Source organism: Micrococcus lylae (genome assembly GCF_900163825.1).
Lineage (GTDB): Bacteria > Actinomycetota > Actinomycetes > Actinomycetales > Micrococcaceae > Micrococcus > Micrococcus lylae.
Genome location: NZ_FUKP01000006.1, coordinates 54,854 through 74,579 on the forward strand (window position 1 = coordinate 54,854; position 19,726 = coordinate 74,579).

The 19,726-nt window shown below is 71.4% G+C and carries 21 protein-coding genes; 8 read left to right on the forward strand and 13 right to left on the reverse strand.

Annotated features, from left to right (window positions below; all coding sequences use genetic code 11):
- Positions 1–59: 59 nt before the first annotated feature.
- The 5 genes from lplB to FM125_RS00795 all read right to left on the reverse strand — a co-directional run bounded on the left by lplB (position 60) and on the right by FM125_RS00795 (position 4,287).
- Complete coding sequence (lplB, locus tag FM125_RS00775) at positions 60–1,124, reverse strand: lipoate-protein ligase small subunit (RefSeq protein WP_087133331.1); 1,065 nt, start codon at positions 1,122–1,124, stop codon at positions 60–62.
- Positions 1,125–1,280: 156 nt separating this feature from the next.
- Positions 1,281–1,538 carry a type B 50S ribosomal protein L31 gene (locus tag FM125_RS00780; protein ID WP_067190712.1) on the reverse strand — a complete coding sequence of 86 codons (258 nt, stop codon included), beginning with the start codon at positions 1,536–1,538 and terminating at the stop codon, positions 1,281–1,283.
- A 91-nt stretch (positions 1,539–1,629) separates the two neighbouring features.
- Positions 1,630–2,469, reverse strand: coding sequence for a TrmH family RNA methyltransferase (locus FM125_RS00785; RefSeq protein ID WP_082739828.1), 840 nt, complete (start codon positions 2,467–2,469; stop codon positions 1,630–1,632).
- Between the two features lie 115 nt (positions 2,470–2,584).
- The gene (locus tag FM125_RS00790) at positions 2,585–3,454 is read right to left on the reverse strand and encodes a sulfite exporter TauE/SafE family protein (RefSeq protein WP_087133332.1); all 870 of its coding nucleotides are present in this window, start codon (positions 3,452–3,454) and stop codon (positions 2,585–2,587) included.
- Positions 3,451–4,287 (reverse strand): ABC transporter ATP-binding protein, encoded by an 837-nt coding sequence (locus tag FM125_RS00795; RefSeq protein WP_067190741.1) that lies wholly within the window; start codon positions 4,285–4,287, stop codon positions 3,451–3,453. Before FM125_RS00795 ends, FM125_RS00790 begins: the two co-directional genes overlap by 4 nt.
- Positions 4,288–4,373: 86 nt before the next feature.
- Between FM125_RS00795 and serB the strand changes: the two genes are divergently transcribed.
- Positions 4,374–5,300 carry a phosphoserine phosphatase SerB gene (serB, locus tag FM125_RS00800; protein WP_180525275.1) on the forward strand — a complete coding sequence of 309 codons (927 nt, stop codon included), beginning with the start codon at positions 4,374–4,376 and terminating at the stop codon, positions 5,298–5,300.
- Positions 5,301–5,490: 190 nt separating this feature from the next.
- Here serB and FM125_RS00805 read toward each other — a convergent pair whose 3' ends face one another.
- Complete coding sequence (locus FM125_RS00805) at positions 5,491–6,279, reverse strand: SDR family oxidoreductase (protein WP_087133333.1); 789 nt, start codon at positions 6,277–6,279, stop codon at positions 5,491–5,493.
- Positions 6,280–6,335: 56 nt separating this feature from the next.
- Positions 6,336–7,076, reverse strand: coding sequence for a beta-ketoacyl-ACP reductase (locus FM125_RS00810; RefSeq protein ID WP_087133334.1), 741 nt, complete (start codon positions 7,074–7,076; stop codon positions 6,336–6,338).
- A gap of 208 nt (positions 7,077–7,284) precedes the next feature.
- Here FM125_RS00810 and FM125_RS11905 point away from each other — a divergent pair, with 208 nt between their 5' ends.
- The 3 genes from FM125_RS11905 to FM125_RS00825 are packed head-to-tail and all read left to right on the forward strand — an operon-like array spanning position 7,285 to position 9,082.
- Positions 7,285–7,716: a DUF3099 domain-containing protein gene (locus FM125_RS11905; protein WP_067190703.1), complete on the forward strand. Its 432-nt coding sequence runs from the start codon at positions 7,285–7,287 to the stop codon at positions 7,714–7,716.
- Complete coding sequence (locus tag FM125_RS12175) at positions 7,713–8,150, forward strand: hypothetical protein (protein ID WP_070638311.1); 438 nt, start codon at positions 7,713–7,715, stop codon at positions 8,148–8,150. The genes FM125_RS11905 and FM125_RS12175 overlap by 4 nt, the downstream gene beginning before the upstream one ends.
- Entirely contained in the window at positions 8,147–9,082 is a 936-nt protein-coding gene (locus tag FM125_RS00825; protein WP_067190701.1) for an SURF1 family cytochrome oxidase biogenesis protein, read from the forward strand. The genes FM125_RS12175 and FM125_RS00825 overlap by 4 nt, the downstream gene beginning before the upstream one ends.
- Before the next feature lie 73 nt (positions 9,083–9,155).
- Here FM125_RS00825 and FM125_RS00830 read toward each other — a convergent pair whose 3' ends face one another.
- Positions 9,156–10,754: an ABC-F family ATP-binding cassette domain-containing protein gene (locus tag FM125_RS00830; RefSeq protein ID WP_067190699.1), complete on the reverse strand. Its 1,599-nt coding sequence runs from the start codon at positions 10,752–10,754 to the stop codon at positions 9,156–9,158.
- A 75-nt stretch (positions 10,755–10,829) separates the two neighbouring features.
- On the opposite strand from FM125_RS00830, the gene ypfJ reads away from it, so the two are divergent.
- Entirely contained in the window at positions 10,830–11,813 is a 984-nt protein-coding gene (ypfJ, locus tag FM125_RS00835) for a KPN_02809 family neutral zinc metallopeptidase (RefSeq protein ID WP_087133336.1), read from the forward strand.
- Between the two features lie 140 nt (positions 11,814–11,953).
- Here the strand turns inward: ypfJ and FM125_RS00840 are convergent, their stop codons facing one another.
- From FM125_RS00840 to FM125_RS00860, 5 genes are read right to left on the reverse strand one after another with little or no spacing between them, the layout of a single operon-like run.
- On the reverse strand, positions 11,954–12,274 hold the full coding sequence (locus FM125_RS00840; RefSeq protein ID WP_067190695.1) for a metal-sulfur cluster assembly factor: 321 nt from the start codon (positions 12,272–12,274) through the stop codon (positions 11,954–11,956).
- A 1-nt stretch (position 12,275) separates the two neighbouring features.
- Positions 12,276–13,043, reverse strand: a complete 768-nt coding sequence (gene sufC / locus FM125_RS00845; protein WP_067190693.1) for a Fe-S cluster assembly ATPase SufC — start codon at positions 13,041–13,043, stop codon at positions 12,276–12,278.
- Between the two features lie 49 nt (positions 13,044–13,092).
- Positions 13,093–14,337, reverse strand: a complete 1,245-nt coding sequence (gene sufD, locus FM125_RS00850) for a Fe-S cluster assembly protein SufD (RefSeq protein WP_087133337.1) — start codon at positions 14,335–14,337, stop codon at positions 13,093–13,095.
- Positions 14,338–14,340: 3 nt separating this feature from the next.
- The gene (gene sufB / locus FM125_RS00855) at positions 14,341–15,813 is read right to left on the reverse strand and encodes a Fe-S cluster assembly protein SufB (RefSeq protein ID WP_087133338.1); all 1,473 of its coding nucleotides are present in this window, start codon (positions 15,811–15,813) and stop codon (positions 14,341–14,343) included.
- Between the two features lie 28 nt (positions 15,814–15,841).
- A complete protein-coding gene (locus FM125_RS00860; protein WP_087133339.1) occupies positions 15,842–16,531 on the reverse strand; it encodes a helix-turn-helix transcriptional regulator in 690 nt (229 codons plus the stop codon).
- Positions 16,532–16,777: 246 nt separating this feature from the next.
- On the opposite strand from FM125_RS00860, the gene FM125_RS00865 reads away from it, so the two are divergent.
- The 3 genes from FM125_RS00865 (at position 16,778) to FM125_RS00875 (ending at position 19,584) form a co-directional block, all read left to right on the forward strand.
- Positions 16,778–17,740 (forward strand): ABC transporter ATP-binding protein, encoded by a 963-nt coding sequence (locus tag FM125_RS00865; RefSeq protein WP_082740143.1) that lies wholly within the window; start codon positions 16,778–16,780, stop codon positions 17,738–17,740.
- Positions 17,737–18,525: an ABC transporter permease gene (locus tag FM125_RS00870; RefSeq protein WP_245829679.1), complete on the forward strand. Its 789-nt coding sequence runs from the start codon at positions 17,737–17,739 to the stop codon at positions 18,523–18,525. The genes FM125_RS00865 and FM125_RS00870 overlap by 4 nt, the downstream gene beginning before the upstream one ends.
- A 72-nt stretch (positions 18,526–18,597) precedes the next feature.
- Entirely contained in the window at positions 18,598–19,584 is a 987-nt protein-coding gene (locus FM125_RS00875; protein WP_245829680.1) for a COX15/CtaA family protein, read from the forward strand.
- Positions 19,585–19,726 lie beyond the last annotated feature (142 nt).

Below are 19,726 nucleotides of genomic sequence, written 5' to 3' on the forward strand. Positions count from 1 at the left end.
CTCCGGACGGTGGGGCTCACTCTGGACGGTGGGGAGGGTGGCCCACGTCGTCGGGGCCGTCACGGCACGCGCTGAAGCCACGTCTGGGTGAGGAACTTCTCCTCGGCCAGGGCCTGGGCACGGTCCAGGGTCTTCTGGTCGAGCTCGACACGCTTCGCACCGTAGCGCTCCTCGAAGACCTGCATCATGACCTCCCAGATCTCCGGGCGGGTCATGTTGCCGGTCTGCCGGCGCAGCGGGTCCACACGCTTCTTCGCGGAGGCGACGCCCTTGCCCTTGAGCTTCTCGCGGCCGATGCGCAGCACCTGGGTCATCTTGTCCGCGTCGATGTCGTAGCTCATGGTCACGTGGTGCAGCAGGCCGTGGGTGCCGACCTTCTTCTGGGCGGCACCGCCGATCTTGCCCTGCGGCGTGGCGATGTCGTTCAGCGGCTGGTAGAACGCCTCCACGCCCACGCGGGAGAGGGCCTCCATGGTCCAGTCGTCCAGGAACGGGTAGGACTCCTCGGTGCTCATGCCGTCCACCAGGGAGCGCGGCAGGGACAGCGAGTAGGTGACGCAGTTGTCCGCCTCCATGAACATCGCCCCGCCGCCGGAGATGCGGCGCATCACGTGGATGTCATGGGCGGCGGCCCCCTCGGCGTCGACCTCGTTGGCCAGGGACTGGAAGGCACCGATCACCACGGCCGGCTCGGTCCACTGCCACAGGCGCATCAACGGCTTGCGGCGTCCGGCGGCCACGTCCTCGGTGAGGATCTGGTCCAGGGCCACGTGCTGGTGGATCGGCAGTGGCGTGGGGGCGATGACCTCCCACTCGTGGTCCTCCCAGGCCGTGGCCCGGCCGAGGGCGCGGCGTACGGCGGTGGCCACGGCGTCGGCGTCGAAGCCGAAGAGCTGGGCACCCGGGCGGATCGCCGCCTGCACCCGCTGGGCGGTCACGGCGTGCTCGGTGTCCTCGGCGAGGCCGACGAGGGCGCCGTTGATGTCCTCCAGCGCCTCGTCCGGCTCGAGGAAGAAGTCCCCATTGAGGCTCGCGGCGGTGACGACGCCGTCCTCCACCGTGAGGTCGACGCGCACGAGCTTGCCGCCGAGGACCTTGTACTGGCCGTGATGCTGGGTGCTCATGCCTCGAGCCTATCGCTCGAGCGCCGCCGTCCCGCGCGGGGACGGCACAGGCCAGGTGACCCGCGTTTCAGCCCGGACACGACGAAGGGCCCGGCCCCCGTTCTGAGGGGAGACGGACCCTTCGCGGATCGGACCAGCGGCTCAGGCCGCCTCAGATCACTTCTTGCCGCCGAAGCCCTTGAAACGGGCGTTGAAGCGCTCGACGCGGCCGGCGGTGTCCATGATGCGCTGCTTGCCGGTGTAGAACGGGTGCGAGGCGGCGGAGATCTCGACGTCGATCACCGGGTAGGTGTTGCCGTCCTCCCACTCCATGGTCTTGTCGGAGTCGGCGGTGGTGCGGGTCAGCACCTTCTCGCCGGAGGCCAGATCGTTGAAGATCACGTAGCGGTACTCGGGGTGCAGGTCAGCCTTCATGGAAAGTCCTTCGTTCAGTGCCCCTGGTTTTGGCCAGGGCGCTCGAGAGGTCACATCTGTCAGCCGTACATCGCGCACGGCCAGCGCATCACTATACCGGACGACAGCGCAGTTCCCACAGTGCCACCGCGGCCGCGGCGCCGACATTGAGCGAGTCCACGCCGGCAGGCATCGGGATCTTCACGTGGACGTCGCACAGGGCAAGGGTCTCGGCTCGCACGCCTGGCCCCTCGGCACCCACCACCAGCGCCAGCCGCTCGGCGTACCGCAGTGGCTCGAGCACGGGGTCCTCCAGTGCCACGGCCTGATCCGTCACCTCGAGTGCGACGACGACGAAGCCCGCCCGTCGCAGCGCCTCCAGTCCGTCCGTGGCCGGCGCCCGGTGCGGCTTCCCCACCTGCCCGGCCGGCATCCCGTGGTGGCCGGCCCCCGGCCACGCCAGCGCTCGCGCCCAGGGCAGCCGGAACACCGTGCCCATGGACACCCGGATCGCGCGGCGGTACAGCGGGTCAGCGGCCCGTGGCGAGAGCAGCAGCCCGTCCCAGTCCAGGGCCACGGCGGAGCGGACGATCGCTCCGAGGTTGGTCGGGTCGGTGAGGTCCTCGGCCACCAGCACCCGGCGGGCGCCGGCCAGCACATCGTCCACCGGACGCGGCGCCGGCCGTTCCATCGCCGCCAGCGCACCGCGGTGCAGGTGGAACCCGGTCAGCTGACTGAGCAGCTCGTCGTCCCCGGTGAACACCGGCGCCTCCGGGAACGTCTCGAACGCGTCGGCCAGCTGCTCGGCCGCCGTCTCCAGGTACCGCTGCGGCAGCAGGAAGGACACCGGCCGGCAGCCGGCGTCCAGGGCCCGGCGCACCACGGGCGTGGACTCTGCCAGGAACACGCCGTGCTCGGCATCGGCGGCGCGGCGCAGCGCCGCATCGGTCATGCAGACGTAGGGGGCGAGCTCGGGCGAGTCCAGGTCTCGGCGGGAGACGAGCACGCTGAGGCGGCCGTCGTCGGGACGCGGTGCGGCGGTGCCGGCGGAGGCGACCACGTCCGGCTCAGCCCTGCACGAGGCGCAGGAGCATCACGGCCAGGCCCACCAGACCGACGGCCACGATCACGCCGCGCAGCAGCGTCGGGGAGATCCTGCGGCCGATCTTCGCGCCCACGGAGCCGCCGACCAGTGAGGAGGCGGCGATCAGCAGCACGGCCACCCAGTCGATGCGGTCGAAGGCGAAGAGCAGGTAGAACACGGCGGCCACGAGGTTCACGCACAGGGACAGCCACGTCTTCACCGCGTTGGCGTGCACCAGCAGACCGGTGAGGAAGACACCGAGGATGCCCATCAGCAGCACCCCCTGGGCCGCCACGAAGTAGCCGCCGTAGACCCCGGCGCCGAACACCAGGGCCCAGAGCAGGGGGGACACGGGGCCGCGGGGGACGTCGTCGGCCTGGTCGACGGGTCCGGCGAAGGCACCCACCGGCTGTCCCTCCCCCTGCTCGGTGGCCCTGCGGGCCTTCACCCAGCGGTTCAGGCGCGGCTGGAAGACCACGAAGCCCAGGGCCACCACGATCAGACACGGTGCGGCGATCTCGAAGACCCGCTCCGGCAGCACGGTCAGCAGGAAGGCGCCGATGACGCCGCCCAGCAGGGACGCGACCGTCAGCACGGGCACGACCGCCATCGACTGCTTCAGCTCCCGCCGGTATCCGACGGTGCCGGAGAAGCCGGCGGCCACCAGGCCCATGGCGTTGGAGATCTGAGCGGTGACCGGGGGGAAGCCGACCGCCACCAGCACCGGGAAGGTGACCAGCGTGCCGGAGCCGACGATCGAGTTGATGGTGCCGGCCCAGAACCCGGCGAGCAGCACCACCAGCACCTGCCAGAGCTCCAGCCCCAGCACGTCCGCGGTCAGCAGCTCCATCAGGCGGCGACGGCCGCGTACCGGCCCTTGTGCTGGGAGACCTTCAGCGGCATGCCGAAGGCGGCGGAGAGGTGCTCTTCGGTGAGGGTCTGCTCGATGGGACCGGCCGTGACCACCTGGCCGTCGCGCAGCAGCAGGGCGTGGGTGAAGCCCGGCGGCACCTCCTCGAGGTGGTGCGTGACCAGCACGAGGGCCGGGGCGAACTCGTCCTCGGCCACCTCGGTCAGCTGGGCCACGAGCTTCTCGCGTCCGGCCAGGTCCAGCCCGGCGGCCGGCTCGTCCAGGAGCATCAGCTCCGGGTCGGTCATCAGGGCGCGGGCGATCAGCACGCGCTTGCGCTCACCCTCGGACAGGGTGCCGAAGCGGCGGTGGGCCAGGCGGGACAGGCCCCACTGGGTGATCAGGGCCAGGGCGCGGCCCTCGTCCTCAACCTCGTACTCCTCGCGCCAGCGGCCGGTCACGCCGTAGGAGGCGGTCACCACGGCGTCCTGGACCTTCTCCCCGTCCGGCACCTGCTGGGCCAGCTGAGCCGACGACAGGCCGATGCGCGGACGCAGCTCGAACACGTCCACCGCGCCGAGCACCTCGTCCAGGATGCCGACGTCGCCGGTGGTCGGGTGCATGCGGGCGGCGGCGACCTGCAGCAGCGTCGACTTGCCGGCCCCGTTCGGGCCCATCACGATCCAGCGCTCGCCCTCGCGGACGGTCCAGTCCACGTCCTCGATGAGGTTCTTCGTCCCGCGGCGCACGGTCACCCCGCGCAGCTGCAGAACGGCGTCGCTGTCCGGCGCGAAGAGGTCGTCGTGGAGGTGGGCGTCCGAGGCGGAGGTGCTCATGCGGACCACTGTAGTGGCCTCCACCATGCGGACCCGGTCACGACGCACGGGACCGCCCGGCCTGCGATCCGCCTACCATCGGCCGTATGAGCCAGGTCCGTGATGTGGTCTACCGTCCCCTTCCCGACGACGGCGCCCTCCCCTCCGGAGCGTCCGTGGCCGGGTCCCTCGGCGCGCCCGGGCAGGCTGCGCCGGGCACGATGCCGGACCGGGAACCCGACCGTCCCGCCGGCGTGCCCGAGCACGCCGAGCACCTGACGGCCGCGGCCGAAGCGGGCACGGCCGTGGAGGGCTGGCGCTGGATGTCCGATTCGTGGGCCGCGGCCGCCGAGGCCCCCGAGGGCTGGCATGCCGTCCGCGTCCCCGCGGACGTGGTGGATGCCCCGATGCCCTTCGTGGTCACGGACGTGGACTCCACCCTGATCCAGGACGAGGTCGTCGAGCTGCTCGCCGCGCACGCCGGGCGCGAGGCCGAGGTCGCCGAGGTGACGGAGCGCGCCATGCGCGGCGAGCTCGACTTCGCGCAGTCCCTGCACGCGCGTGTGGAGGCCCTCGGTGGACTGCCGGTGGCGGTGATCGAGGAGGTCGTCGCCCGGGTGCGCCCGACCCCGGGTGCCCGGGACCTGATCGCCGCCGTGACCGGCGCGGGCGGTCGGATCTATGCCGTCTCGGGAGGCTTCACCCAGGTCCTGGCTCCCCTGGCCGCCGCGTGGGGGCTGTCCGGGTTCTGCGCCAATGAGCTCGAGATCGCCGACGGCCACCTCACCGGCCGGGTGGCCGGCTCCGTGGTGGACCGCGCCGTAAAGGAGCAGATGCTGCGGCAATGGGCCGCCGAGGCCGAGATGCCGCTGCTCGGGACCCTCGGCTGCGGCGACGGAGCCAACGACATCGACCTGCTCACCGCCTCCGGGTGCGGCGTGGCCCTGTGCGGCAAGCCCGCCCTGCGGGAGGTCGCCGACGCCTGCGTGGACGTGCCCCACCTGGCCGTCGTGCGCTGGATACTCGGGCTCTGAGCGGCGCCGGTGCCCCACCTCCCCGCTTACTGGTGAGGACACACCGTCAACCGACCTGAAACGGGAGGTGCAGAGGGTGAGTCCTCACCAGTAAGCGCGCGGATGAGGCAGCTCAGCTAGGCGCCCCGATGAGGCAACTCAGCTAGGCGCCCGTGTGAGACAGCCCAGCCATGCACCCGTGTGAGGCAACTCAGCCCTGCTGGTCGCCCTGGAAGTCGCGGGCGCCGCCCACGAGCTCGGTGTGGCCGGCCGGAAGGTCGGTGCGGCCGACCATGGCGGCGACCTCGGCAGCGAACTCCTCCACGGTGTAGAGCTTGCCGGCGGCCTCGCGGCGGGCCTCGATGGCGCCCGGCTCGGCACGGTTGAGCAGGGTGGCGGTGATGGTGCCCTCGATCATGTCACCGGAGACCACCACGAAGCCGATGCCCTTCTGCGTGAACGCGGGAATGCGCTCACGCAGGGCGTCCTCGCCGGCGCGCTTGGAGCGGGCCACCGGTTCGTAGGAGTCCATGGTGGGCACCTCGTTGATGAAGTGCGCCTGGTGGGAGGTGACGAAGACGATCTGGCCGCCGGCGGACATCCGCTCGACGGCGGCGTCGGCCAACGCGGCCTGGGCGTCCCGGTTGAGCTTCATGGCGTAGTCCTCGCCGAACTGGGACTCCATGCCGCCGGAGGCGTTGAGCACCAGCACGTCCAGCGAGCCGAAGGTCGACACCGCGGCGTCCAGCAGCGCGGCGCGGTCCTCGGCGGAGGTGACGTCCCCTCCCACGGCCACGGCCCGGCCGCCGGCCTCCTCGATGGACGTGACCACCTTGTTCGCGCGCGGAGCCTTCTGGCGGTAGTTGACGACGACGCCGGCGCCGCGGGCGGCCAGCAGCCGGGCGGTCTCCGCGCCGATGCCGCGGGACGAGCCGGTGACGACGACGCCCTTGCCGGCCAGGTCCTTCTCGCCGGAGGCGGCGGTGGTGTTCTCGGTCATGTTCCCTCCTGGGACGTGGTCTGGGCTGGTGGGTCTGCTCGGAGCTGGGCGCGGGCTCAGTGGCCCATGCCGAGGCCGCCGTCCACGGGGATGACGGCGCCGGAGATGTAGGCGGCCTGGTCCGAGGTGAGCCAGGTGACGACGTCGGCGACCTCGGACGGCTGGGCGAAGCGGCCGGCCGGGATGGACTTCTTGTACTGCTTCTTCAGGTCCTCGTCCAGACCCTGGGTCATCTCGGTGTCGATGTAGCCGGGGGCCACCACGTTGGCCGTGATGCCGCGCGCGCCGAGCTCACGGGTGATGGACCGGGCCATGCCGACCAGGCCGGACTTCGAGGCGGCGTAGTTCACCTGACCGGGCGAGCCGAGCAGGCCCACCACGGAGGAGACCAGGACGATGCGGCCGCGCTTCAGGCGCATCATGCCCTTGGTGGCGCGCTGCACCACGCGGAAGGAGCCGGTGAGGTTGGTGTCCACCACGGAGGTGAAGTCGTCCTCGGACATGCGCAGCAGCAGCTGGTCGTTGGTGATGCCGGCATTGGCCACGAGCACCTCGACCGGGCCGTGGGCCTGCTCCACCTGCGTGAACGCGGCGTCGACCGAGGCGGAGTCCGTGACGTCGCAGGCGACGGCCAGGGCGCCGGCGGGCCCCTCGCCGTTGCGGGAGGTGATGGCCACCGTGTCCCCGTTGGCCAGGAACGCCTCGGCGATCGCCCGGCCGATGCCGCGGTTGCCGCCGGTGATCAGGACGCTGCGGCCCGTGGTCTGCCCCTCGGTGGTGGTCTTCTCTGCGGCCATGCTCGGGTCCTCCTGCATCCTGGGCCGGCCCGTGACCGGCACGTTCGGTGACGTCGTCGTTCACTGCGCGGCGGGCGCCGGACGGCCCGGGGCCGTGCGGAGGCGTCCGTCACGCAGACGTACGGGTCCACTCTACGTGGCGCCCGGCGTGAGACAATGGACGCCTGTCCGAGCCCGATTCGTCTGCACCGACCTGAGGGAGGCTGTCATGGCTGCGTCCGCTGCCGAGGCCTGCGGTCCCGCCGCGATCCAGTCCGTCACCACCGCGCCGCAGGCCAGCTCCGCGGACCGGGAGCAGCGCATGCGGAAGTACCTGATCCAGATGATCATCCGCACCGGCTGCTTCATCGGCGCCTTCTTCGCCGACGGCTGGCTGCAGATCGTGCTGTTCGCAGCCGCCGCCGTCCTGCCCTACGTGGCCGTGGTGGGCAGCAACAACGCCCGGCCCTACTCCCCCGGCACCATGCAGGCTCCGGCCACGCAGGCGACCGCCCTCGCCGCCGAGCCGTCCGAGCCCACCGCGCCGAGTACGGCTCAGGACGTGGTGGTCGGCGAGGTCGTCGAAGACACCCCCGCCCTGCCCGCCGGCTCCTGGCACCGTCCGGAGGACTCCGCCCAGACGAAGGGCCCGGCGGCATGACCGGCGGCTTCGATCTGCTGGGCTCGCTCATGTCCGGGTCCTCCCCGGACGAGGCCGCCCGGGACACGACGACGGCCGCGCACCCGGGTGCCCCCGGCTCCTCCTCCCGTGGCCGGGACGCCGGCGCGGCCGGCTCCGCTGACGGCGCCGACGGCGCCCCGCTGCCCTGCTCCGCCCGCGGCTGCTCCGCGGAGGCCGCGTTCGGCCTGCGCTGGAACAACCCGCGCATCCACACGCCCGAGCGGCGCAAGACGTGGCTGGCTTGCCCCGTCCACCGCGAGCACCTGACCGCCTTCCTGTCCGACCGCGGCTTCCTGCGCGAGACCGTGGACGTGGCCGAGCTGCCCGGCCTGGACTGCCCCGCCGACGCTGCGGCGGGGCGCGCGAGCACCGCGGACCGGACCCCGAGCACCCGAGGAGGGGACGCTGAGTGACCGCCCCCGGCACCGGCGCGGCGCACCGCCAGAGCCCCGACGCGCCGCAGTACGGCGCGCAGCAGCGCACCAAGCTGGACTTCCGCTTCCTGCTGACCGCCCCGTGGATCTTCGGGTTCGTGGTATGCATCCTCTTCGCCTTCGCCTGCCACCACCTGGCGCAGTGGCAGATCGACCGCCGCATCCAGGTGATGAACCAGATCAACCGGGTGCTGGAGAACTACGACGACGCCCCGGTCCCCTTCGCCGACGCCCCTGTGGCCGACTTCCAGGCCGACGACGAGTGGACCCCGGTCACCCTCTCCGGCGAGTACCTCGTCGAGGACACCCTCGTGGTCCGGAACCGGCCACGGGCCGGCCGCCCCGGCTACGAGGTGCTGGTGCCGTTCAAGACCGAGGAGGGGGCCGTCGTCGTGGTGGACCGCGGCTGGCTGCCGATCGGCAACTCCCCCGGCCGCCCGGACAGCATCCCCGCGCCCGCCGAGGGACAGCAGGAGATCGAGGTGCGGCTGCGCCCCGGCGAGCCCACCCTGGACCGTGACGCCCCGGAGGGCCAGGTGGCCTCCATCGACCTGCGGCAGATCGGCCGCGTGACCGGCCTGGAGGTCGCGGACCGCGCCTACGGGGAGATGGTGTCCGAGTCCAACGACCCGGGCGAGCGACCCCGGCCGCTGGTCCAGCCGACCCTGGACGAGGGGCCGCACCTGTCCTACGCCCTGCAGTGGTACCTGTTCGCGCTCATGGGCTTCGGCGTCTGGGGCTACATGGCCTACACCCGCGCCCGCAACGACAGGGACGACCTCGAGGACGCCGCCGAGGCCGGTGACGACGCCGTCATCCCCGCCAAGCACCACCCGCGCCGGCAGCGCGTGAAGCGCCGCCGCTCCGGGCGGATCACGGACGAGGAGGCCGAGGACGCGCTCTTCGACTGAAGGCCCGCCCACCGGGTACGACCGGCGTCACCGGTCGGCGGGCCCGATCAGGCCGGAGCGTCCCCGATGTCGATCAGGCCAACGTGATGAGGTCCCGGTACTCGTCGTTCCACAGGTCCTCCACGGCGTCCGGCAGCAGCACGACCCGTTCCGGGTCGAGGGCCTCCACGGCGCCCTCGTCGTGGGTCACCAGGACGATGGCGCCCTCATAGGTGCGCAGGGCGTTGAGGATCTCCTCGCGGGAGGCCGGATCCAGGTTGTTCGTCGGCTCGTCCAGGAGCAGCACGTTGGCCGAGGACGCCACGAGGGTGGCCAGGGCCAGCCGGGTCTTCTCCCCGCCGGAGAGCACACGGGCCGGCTTGTCCACGTCGTCTCCCTGGAAGAGGAACGAGCCGAGCAGCGTCCGTGCCTGGGTGTCCCCCAGCTGCGGGGCGGCGTGACGCATGTTGTCCAGCACGGTCGCCTCCTGGTCCAGGGTGTCGTGCTCCTGGGCGAAGTAGCCCAGCTTGAGTCCGTGACCCTCCACGACGCGCCCGGAGTCCGGTGCCTCCACCCCGGCCAGCAGACGCAGCAGCGTGGTCTTGCCGGCGCCGTTGTAGCCGAGGATCACCACGCGGGAGCCGCGGTCGATGGCCAGGTCCACTCCGGTGAAGATCTCCAGCGATCCGTAGGACTTGGACAGCGCCTGTGCGGTGAGCGGGGTCTTGCCGCAGGCCTGGGGGGTCGGGAAGCGGATGGCCGCCACCTTGTCCTGCGCACGCTCGCCCTCCACACCGCGCATCAGGCGCTCGGCACGCCGGATCATCTGCTGGGCGGCGACGGCCTTGGTGGCCTTCGCCCGCATCTTCTCCGCCTGCGCCATCAGCGCGGTGGCCTTCTTCTCCGCGTTCGCGAACTCCCTGCGGCGGCGCGCCTCGTCCTGCTGTCGCTGGGCGAGGTAGTTCTTCCACGTCATGTTGTACACGTCCATGGTCTGACGGTTCGCATCCAGGTAGAGCACCTTGTTGACCGTCATCTCCATCAGCTCCACGTCGTGGCTGATCATCAGCAGCCCGCCCTCGAAGGTCTTCAGGTAGTCCCGCAGCCAGACGATCGAGTCGTGGTCCAGGTGGTTGGTCGGCTCGTCCAGCAGCATCGTGTCCGCGTCCGAGAAGAGGATCCGGGCCAGTTCCACGCGGCGGCGCTGGCCGCCGGAGAGAGTGTGCAGCGGCTGGTCCAGCACGCGGTCCGGCAGTCCCAGGTTGGAGGTGATGCGGGCCGCCTCGGACTCGGCCGCGTAGCCGCCGCGGGCGGAGAACTCGGCCTCGAGCCGGGCGTAGCGGGCCATGGCGCGGTCCCGGTCGGCGTCTGCGGCGGCGGCCATCTGCTGCTCGGCCTCGCGCATCCGGCGCAGGGTCTGGTCCAGCTCTCGGGCGGAGAGGATCCGGTCCCGGCCGGACTGGTCCATGTCGTCGACCTTGGGGTCCTGCGGCAGGTAGCCGATGCGGCCCGAGCGGGTCACGGTGCCGTCGGTGGGCTCGGCACGGCCGGCGAGCACCTTCGTCAGGGTCGTCTTGCCCGCGCCGTTGCGGCCGACCAGTCCGACCTTGTCGCCCTTCGCCACCCGGAAGGTGACCTCGTCCATCAGCAGGCGGGCACCGACGCGAAGCTCCAGGTCAGTCACGGTCAGCATGGGGTCTCGGACACTCGTTTCGTCTCGGAGGGCAGGACACAGGCCGGGCCAGTCTAGTGCGTCTACACTCACCGCATGAGCTTCAACGACAATGTCCAGCTGGACCCGGGACGCGCCCGGGACAGCCGTGGACGTTCCGGCGGCCGGGGCGCGGTCCTCGGCGGCGGACGGGTCGGCGGCCGGGGCATCGCCCTCGGCGGCGGCGCGGGCCTGCTCGCCGTGCTGATCTACTTCATCGCCCCCGGATTCGCGGAGCAGGTCGGCATCAACCCGGACGGCACCATCGGCGGCGGCTCCTACCAGCAGCGCGAGATCGGCGAGAGCCAGAACTCCGGCCCGGGGCAGCAGATCGACTCGTGCCGCACCGGCGCGGACGCCAACGAGCGCTCCGACTGCCGTGTCCTGGCCACCACGATCGCCGCGGACACCTTCTGGGAGGAGCATCTGTCCCAGTACCGCGACGTCTCCTTCCGGGAGCCGGGCGTGGAGCTGTTCTCCGGAGGCGTGAACACCGCGTGCGGCTCCGCCTCCTCCGCGATGGGCCCGTTCTACTGCCCCGGCGACGAGTCGATGTACTTCGACACCGACTTCTTCTCCACCCTGCAGACCGACTTCGGCGCCGAGGGCGGCCCGCTGGCCGAGCAGTACATCGTGGCCCACGAGTACGCCCACCACATCCAGCAGGTCATCGGCTGGCTGCGCTACTCCCAGGACGGCCGCACCGGCCCGGACTCGGGCATCGTGCGCGTCGAGCTGCAGGCCGACTGCATGGCCGGCATGTGGGCCGGCTCCGCCGCGCACACCGTGGACCCAGAGTCCGGGGAGACCTTCCTCAAGCCGATCTCCGACGAGCAGCTGCGCCAGGCCCTGGACGCCGCCGCCAGCGTCGGCGACGACCGCATCCAGCAGGCCTCCACCGGCCAGGTCCGCCCCGAGGCCTTCACCCACGGCACCTCGGAGCAGCGCCAGCGCTGGTTCATGCGCGGCTACGAGTCCGGCCGGTCGAACCCGGACATCAACCAGTGCGACACCCTCTCCATCCCGGCAGACCAGCTCTGAGCCGGCCCTGACGAGCCTCGGACGACGACGGCCCGACACCTGCCGCCGGGACGGGACCGAGGTCGCTGTGCCCGCCCGACGACGAGACGGCCCCTCGCCTTCGGCTGGAAGGCGAGGGGCCGTCGTCGTGACGCGGTCACTCAGATGTTGAAGCCCAGGGCGCGCATCTGGTCCTTGCCGTCCTCGGTGATCCGCTCCGGACCCCACGGCGGCATCCAGACCCAGTTCAGGCGCCACTCGTCCACCATCGTGCCGATCGCCCGGGAGACCTGGTCCTCGATCTCGTCGGTGAGCGGGCACGCCGCGGTGGTCAGTGTCATGTCCACGATCAGGGCGCCGTCGTCCGCATAGTGGAGGCCGTACAGCAGACCGAGGTCCACCACGTTCACGCCCAGCTCCGGGTCGATGACGTCCTTGATCGCCTCGCGCACGTCCTCGACGGGAGTACGGTCAGCAGTCATGTCAGGCCCCCGCGGCCACGGCCTGCTCGAAGCGGGCGTAGCCCTCGGCCTCGAGCTGGTCGGCGAGCTCCGGGCCGCCCGACTCCACCACACGGCCGTCGACCATCACGTGCACGTGGTCCGGCTTGATGTAGTTGAGGATGCGGGTGTAGTGGGTGATGAGCAGGGTGCCCATCTCGTTCGCCGCCTGGGCGCGGTTCACGCCCTCGGACACGATGCGCAGGGCGTCCACGTCGAGGCCGGAGTCGGTCTCGTCGAGGACGGCGAACTTCGGCTTGAACAGCTCGAGCTGCAGGATCTCGGCGCGCTTCTTCTCACCGCCGGAGAAGCCCTCGTTCACGTTGCGGTTCATGAAGGCCGGGTCGATCTGCAGGGCCTCGAAGGCACCCTTGACGTCCTTGGTCCAGTGGCGCAGCGACGGGGCCTCGCCGTCCAGGGCGGTCTTGGCGGTGCGCAGGAAGTTCGTCATGGTGACGCCCGGGATCTCGACCGGGTATTGCATGGCCAGGAACAGGCCGGCCTGGGCGCGCTCGTCGACCTCCATCTCCAGGACGTCCTCGCCGTCCAGCGTGATGGAGCCCGAGGTGACCTCGTAGCGCGGGTGGCCGGCGATGGTGGCGGCGAGGGTGGACTTGCCCGAACCGTTCGGGCCCATGATGGCGTGGGTCTCGCCGGTGCTCAGGGTGAGGGTCAGGCCCTTGAGGATCTCCTTGGGGCCGTTCTCGGTCTCGATCTGGACGTGGAGGTCCTTGATCTCCAGGGTTGCCATGTGTGTGTACTCCTGATTCTGAAGAAAGTGTGTGGTGGGGAGGGCTGCCTCAGAGCGAGGCGATCTTGAGCTCGGCCTCCATGACGTCCGTGAGCTCCTGCTCCACGTCTGCCACGCCGACCTTCTGGATGATCTCGTTCAGGAAGCCGCGCACGATGAGCTTGCGGGCCTCGTCCTCGCCGATGCCGCGGGCCATGAGGTAGAACAGCTGCGTCTCGTCGAAGCGGCCGGTGGCGGAGGCGTGGCCGGCGCCCTCGATGACGCCGGTCTCGATCTCCAGGTTCGGCACCGAGTCGGCGCGGGCGCCGTCGGTCAGCAGCAGGTTCTGGTTCTTCTCATAGGTGTCCGTGCCCTCGGCCTCGGCGCGGATCAGCACGTCGCCGACCCACACGGTGTGGGCGTCCTGGCCCTGCAGCGCTCCCTTGTAGAGCACGTTGGAGACGCAGTTCGGACGGTTGTGGTCCACGAACAGACGCTGCTCGAGGTGCTGGCCGGCGTCCGCGTAGTAGAGGCCGTAGAGCTCGGCCTCGCCGCGCTCGTCGGCGAAACGGGCGGTCGGGGTCAGGCGCACCAGGTCGCCGCCGTAGGTCACCGCGACGTGCTTGAAGTGCGCGCCGGTGTCCACCGAGGCCTGCTGGGAGGACACGTGCACGGAGCCGGCGTCCCAGGCCTGGATGGAGGTGACGTTCAGTGCCGCATCGCGGGCCAGCTCGAACTCGACGTTCTGGGCCAGCACGGCGGAGCCCTTGTGGGTGATCACCACGTCGGCACGGCGGTTCGCCTCCACGACCACCTTGAGGTGGGAGGCGGCGGCCTCGGTGCCGGTGCCGACCACGTCGATGCGCACCGGGGCGGAGACCTCGCCGGAGACGGTCACGACGGTGGCCTCGGAGAACGAGTTCCACGCGGCGGCGGAGACCCGGTCCTCCGGGGTGTGGACGGTGCCCAGACGGGAGTCGTCGCGGGAGACGGTCTCCACGCGGACGCCCTCCAGCTCGGAGACGGTCACGGACGGGGCGGCACCGGTGAGGCGGCCCTCATCGCCGTCCGGCAGGTGCAGGCCCTGCAGGCGCTTGAGCGGGGTGAAGCGCCAGTCCTCCTCGCGGCCGGTGAGCACCGGGAAGGCGGAGAGCTCGCGGGACACCGGGCGGGAGCCGCGGGAGTCCACACCCTGGGTGGCACGACGGGCCGGGGCGGCCGTGGCCTGGGTGACGGTGAGCTTCTCGCCCTCCTCGCCCATGCCCGGGATCAGCGGCGACTCGGCGCCGAGGGTGGTGTTGTCGGTCGTGGTCATGGCTCAGCCCACCGATCCTTCCATCTGCAGCTCGATCAGCTTGTTCAGCTCGAGGGCGTACTCCATGGGCAGTTCGCGCGCGATCGGCTCGATGAAGCCGCGCACGATCATCGCCATGGCCTCGTCCTCGGAGAGGCCGCGGCTCATCAGGTAGAAGAGCTGCTCCTCGGAGACGCGGGAGACGGTGGCCTCGTGGCCGAGGGTGACGTCGTCCTCGCGGATGTCGATGTACGGGTACGTGTCCGAGCGGGAGATCGTGTCCACCAGCAGGGCGTCGCAGACGACCGAGTTGGCGGAGCTCGTCGCCCCCTCGTTGACCTGGACGAGGCCGCGGTAGGCCGCGCGGCCGCCGTTGCGGGCCACGGACTTGGACACGATGGCGCTGGAGGTGTGCGGGGCCATGTGGACCATCTTGGAACCGGTGTCCTGGTGCTGGTCCTTGCCGGCGAAGGCGACCGAGAGGGTCTCGCCGGTGGCGTGCTCGCCCGTGAGGTACACGGCCGGATACTTCATGGTCACCTTGGAGCCGATGTTGCCGTCGATCCACTCCATGGTGCCGCCGGCCTCGACGACGGCACGCTTGGTCACCAGGTTGTACACGTTGGTGGACCAGTTCTGGATGGTGGTGTAGCGGACGCGGGCGTTCTTCTTCACCACGATCTCCACGACCGCCGAGTGCAGCGAGTCGGAGTTGTAGATCGGCGCGGTGCAGCCCTCGATGTAGTGCACGTACGAGTCCTCGTCCGCGATGATCAGGGTGCGCTCGAACTGGCCCATGTTCTCCGTGTTGATGCGGAAGTAGGCCTGCAGCGGGATCTCCACGTGGACGCCCTTGGGGACGTACACGAAGGAGCCGCCGGACCACACGGCGGTGTTCAGGGAGGCGAACTTGTTGTCGCCCACCGGGATCACGGAGCCGAAGAACTCCTCGAAGATCTCCGGGTGCTCCTTCAGACCGGTGTCCGTGTCCAGGAAGATGACGCCCTGCTCCTCCAGGTCCTCACGGATCTGGTGGTAGACGACCTCGGACTCGTACTGGGCGGCGACGCCGGCGACCAGGCGGTCGCGCTCGGCCTCCGGGATGCCCAGGCGCTCGTAGGTGTTGCGGATGTCCTCCGGCAGGTCCTCCCAGGTCTTCGCCTGGCCTTCGGTGGACCGCACGAAGTACTTGATCTGGTCGAAGTCGATGCCGCTCAGGTCCGGGCCCCAGGCGGGCATCGGCTTGCGGTCGAAGTACTTCAGGCCCTTGAGGCGGGTCTTGAGCATCCACTCCGGCTCGTCCTTCTTGCCGGAGATGTCGCGCACGACCTCCTCGTTCAGGCCGCGACGGGCGGCCTCGCCCGCGGCGTCGGCGTCGTGCCAGCCGTACTGGTACGCGCCGATGGCGTTCAGCTCGGGGTTCTTCTCGAGGACCTCTTGGATCACACCGGGGTCGGTGGTCTCCGAGACGTCCTTCTGGAGGATCTGATCGGTCATCTCAGCCTCTCCTCGTCTTCTTCTCGGGTCAGTCGTGGGCGGGGGCGGTCAGGTGGCGGCCGGTGGGCACGTGCGTGGTGCACACGTGGCCGCCGGTCGCGAGGGTGGACAGGCGCCGGACGTCCACGTCGACCAGGCGCGCGAACAGCGCGGTCTCCTCGTCGCAGAACTCCGGGAACCGGGTGGGCAGGCCCTGCAGGGGACAGTGTCCCTGGCAGACCTGTGCGGCGCGCAGGGTGGGTGCCATGCCCTCGCCCACATGGCGCAGCGAGCTGGCGTAGCCGAGCCCGTCCAGCACCCGGGTCAGGATCTCGGTGCGCTCACCCAGGTCCGGGTCCCGGTCCCCGACGGCGGCGAGGAAGCGCTCCTCGACGTCAGCGAAGGACCGGCGGGCCACGGCACGCAGCTCCTCTTCCCCGCCGAGCTCAGCCAGACGCGCGAGGGCGTCGGTGGCGACGGCGAGATGGGCGTCCGCCAGCCTGGTCTGGGCCCGCTCGGTGACGACGTAGCGCCGCGAGGGACGCCCGGCGCCCCGGGAGGGCTTGACCAGCTTGACCTCGACCAGGCCCTCGGTCTCGAGGGCGTCGAGGTGGCGTCGGACCGCGGCGGCGGTCAGCTCGAGCTCACGCCCGATCTCGGCCGCACTGACCGGTCCGCGGGTGAGCACGAGCTGCAGGACACGCTCACGCGTGCCTTCCGCCGGAAACGGTCCCGGCATGGGGGCAGACTCGTCCGAATACACAAGTCCATAGTGGCCTATTCGACGGGGGTCTCCCAAGTAAGGAGCGCCTATCCCCTCGGCGGGGCGGTGTGGCGGCCCGTGGCGGGGTCGACCGGACGGCGGCGGGGAGTGAGCGCGCCGGGCGTCGGTGAGTGAGCGCGCCGGTCGGCGGGGCCTTCGTGAGACCTGCCACACCAGCAGCCCACACCCGCCCGCGCGGGAGGGTGAACGTAGACTGGGTGGGTGCCCTCTGTCGCCCTGACCTCGGACGTCCCCTCAGCCGAGCCCGCCCTGCGCCTGCACGACGTGCAGCGCACGCTGGGCCGCGGCCGGCGTCGGACCGCTGTGCTCCACGGCGTCGACCTCACCGCGCGCCGAGGCACGGTCACCGTGCTGCTGGGACCCAACGGTGCCGGGAAGTCGACCACCCTGGCGATCTGCCACGGCACCGACCGGCCCGACGGCGGCACCGTCCGGGTCTTCGGCCGTGACCCCTGGCGGGCGGGAGCCGACCTGCGCGCACGGGTGGGCGTGATGTGGCAGGACGGCGGGCTGCCGCCGTCGCTGTCCGCGCGACGGTTCGTGGAGCATGTCGGCAGGCTCCACCGGGACCCGATCCCGGCCCGCGACCTCTTCGAGCGCCTCGACCTCACCTCCTGTGCCGACCGCGGCATCCGCCGCCTCTCCGGCGGCCAACGCCAGCGTGTGGCCCTCGCCGCCGCCCTGATCGGCCGGCCGGATCTGCTGTTCCTGGACGAGCCCACCGCCGGCCTCGACCCGCAGACCCGTCCGCTCGTGCTGGACGTGGTGCGCGAGCAGACCGAGCGTGGTGCCGCCGTCGTGCTCACCACCCACCTGCTGGACGATGCCGAACGCCTGGCCGACGACGTCGCCATCCTCGCCGACGGCCGGATCGTCCGCCGTGGCACGCTCGCGGAGCTCACCCGCATCGGCGCCGGTGACGTGGTGGACGTGGACTTCGGCGACGCGGACCCGCGCACCGTGGCCGCCTGGGCCGAGGACCCGCACGCCGCGGTCCAGGTGCGCCTGGGGCAGGACGGGACCACCGCCCGGGTGGTTGGTGTGGACTCCCCCGCCGCCATGGCCGCCGTGGCCGCCGGATGGGCCAGTCACGACCTGTTCCCGCGCCGCTGGGACCGCGCCTCCCAGCGCCTGGAGGCCGTCCTCGAGGAGGTCAGCCGATGAGCGCCCCCGCCCGTGACCGCCTCAGGCACGACGACGGTCCCGTCGCCTTCTCGTCGACGGCCGCCCCCGCCTCGCTGCCGGCCCGCATCCTCGCCCAGGCACGCCTGGAGGCCAGGACGGCGCTGCGCAACGGCGAGCAGCTCCTGGTCACGCTCGTGCTGCCGCTGCTGGCCCTGCTCGGCGTCCACGTCACCGGCCTGCTGGACACCCCGGGGCGCAGCGGCGTGGACGTCGCCGCCCCGGGTGTGCTGGCGCTGGCCGTCATGAGCTCGGCCTTCACCTCGACGGCGATCGCCACCGGCTTCGAGCGCCGCTACGACGTGCTCGCCGCCCTGGCCACCACCCCGCTGGGCACCGCCGGGCTCGTGCTCGGCAAGGCGCTGGCCGTGCTGGCCCAGCTGGCGGTGCAGGTCGTCGTGATCGGCGGCGTGGCGCTGGCCCTGGGCTGGTCGCCCGCGCTGTCCGGCATTCTCCCCGGCCTGGTGACCGTCGGCACCGGCGCCGTGGCATTCACCGCTCTGGCCCTGCTGCTGGCGGGAACGGCGCGCCCCGAGGCGACCCTGGCCGCGGCGAACCTGCTCTGGGTGCTCTTCGGCGCCCTCGGCGGCACCGTCTTCCCGCCGCGATGGGACTGGATCGGGCTGCTGCCCTCCGGCGCCCTCGGCGAGGGCCTGCGCACGGCGTTCATCGACGGCACCTGGGACCTCGGCGCCCTCGCCGTCCTGCTCGTCTGGTCCGCGGCCGGCGTGCTGCTGTGCCTAAGACTCTTCCGCTGGCGCCCCTGACGACGGCGCCCCCAACGAACAGACCACCGCGGCGTGCACGAGCGCCGCACCCGAGACGAAAGGACGGCAGACGTGACCGTCACCGACCGCCCCGCCGCACCGCTCCACGGTGCCGAGCTCGCCACCGGACCCGACTGGCTGCCCACGGCGATCACCAAGGGCACGGTCGTACTGGCCGTGGCCAACCTGGCCGCGAACATGGGCATCGTGCTCACCGGCGGCGCCGTCCGCCTCACCGGCTCGGGGCTGGGCTGCCCCACATGGCCGAAGTGCACCCCCGAGTCGCTCGTGAACACCGCGGAGATGGGCATCCACGGCGTCATCGAGTTCGGCAACCGCACCCTGACCGGCGTCCTCGGGATCCTCGCGCTTCTGCTGGTCGCCTGGGTGTGGCGGCTGCGGCAGAGCCACCGTGAGGTCTTCCTGCTCTCCGTGGGCATCCTCGCGGGCGTGGTGTTCCAGGCCGTGTTGGGCGGCATCACCGTGCTGACCCAGCTCAACCCGTGGATCGTGGGCGGCCACTTCATCGTCTCCGGCATCATGATCGCGATCGCCGCGATGCTGTGCCAGCGCGTCCGCGACGAGCACCGGCACGGCGCCGGGTACGCGTTGGTGGACGGCACCACCACCTCCGCCACACGCCGCGGCGCCTGGGCGATCCTCGCCCTCTCCGTGCTCATGGTCGTCCTCGGCACTGTGGTCACGGGCACCGGCCCGCACTCCGGGGACCCGGACGCCGTGCGACACGGATTCGACGCCCTCGTCGTGACCCGCTTCCACGCGCTGCCGGTCTACCCGCTGGTGTTCGCCTGCGTCGTCACCGCCGTGCTCGTCCTCAAGACCGCGGGCGCCTCCCAGGCCCAGCGCACCACGATCCTGATGGTGCTCGGCGTCATCGTCTACCAGGGCGCTGTCGGGTACTGGCAGCACCTGACCGGACTGCCCGAAGGCGTCGTGATCCTGCACCTGCTCGGCTCCGTGCTGACCATCGGCACCGTCGTCTCCTTCTGGCAGCGCCAGACCAGCCGCTACGTCACCCCGGGCACTTCGCGCCCCTGAGGCCGGCGCTCCGACCTCCGCAGGACGGCCTCTCACCCACACCGGTGAGGGGCCGTCCCGCGTCCGGGGGTCCGCGTCCGGAGGCTGACCGCCGTCCCAGTCACATATACACATCTCCGAGCCCACGAGACCGGAGCCTAGC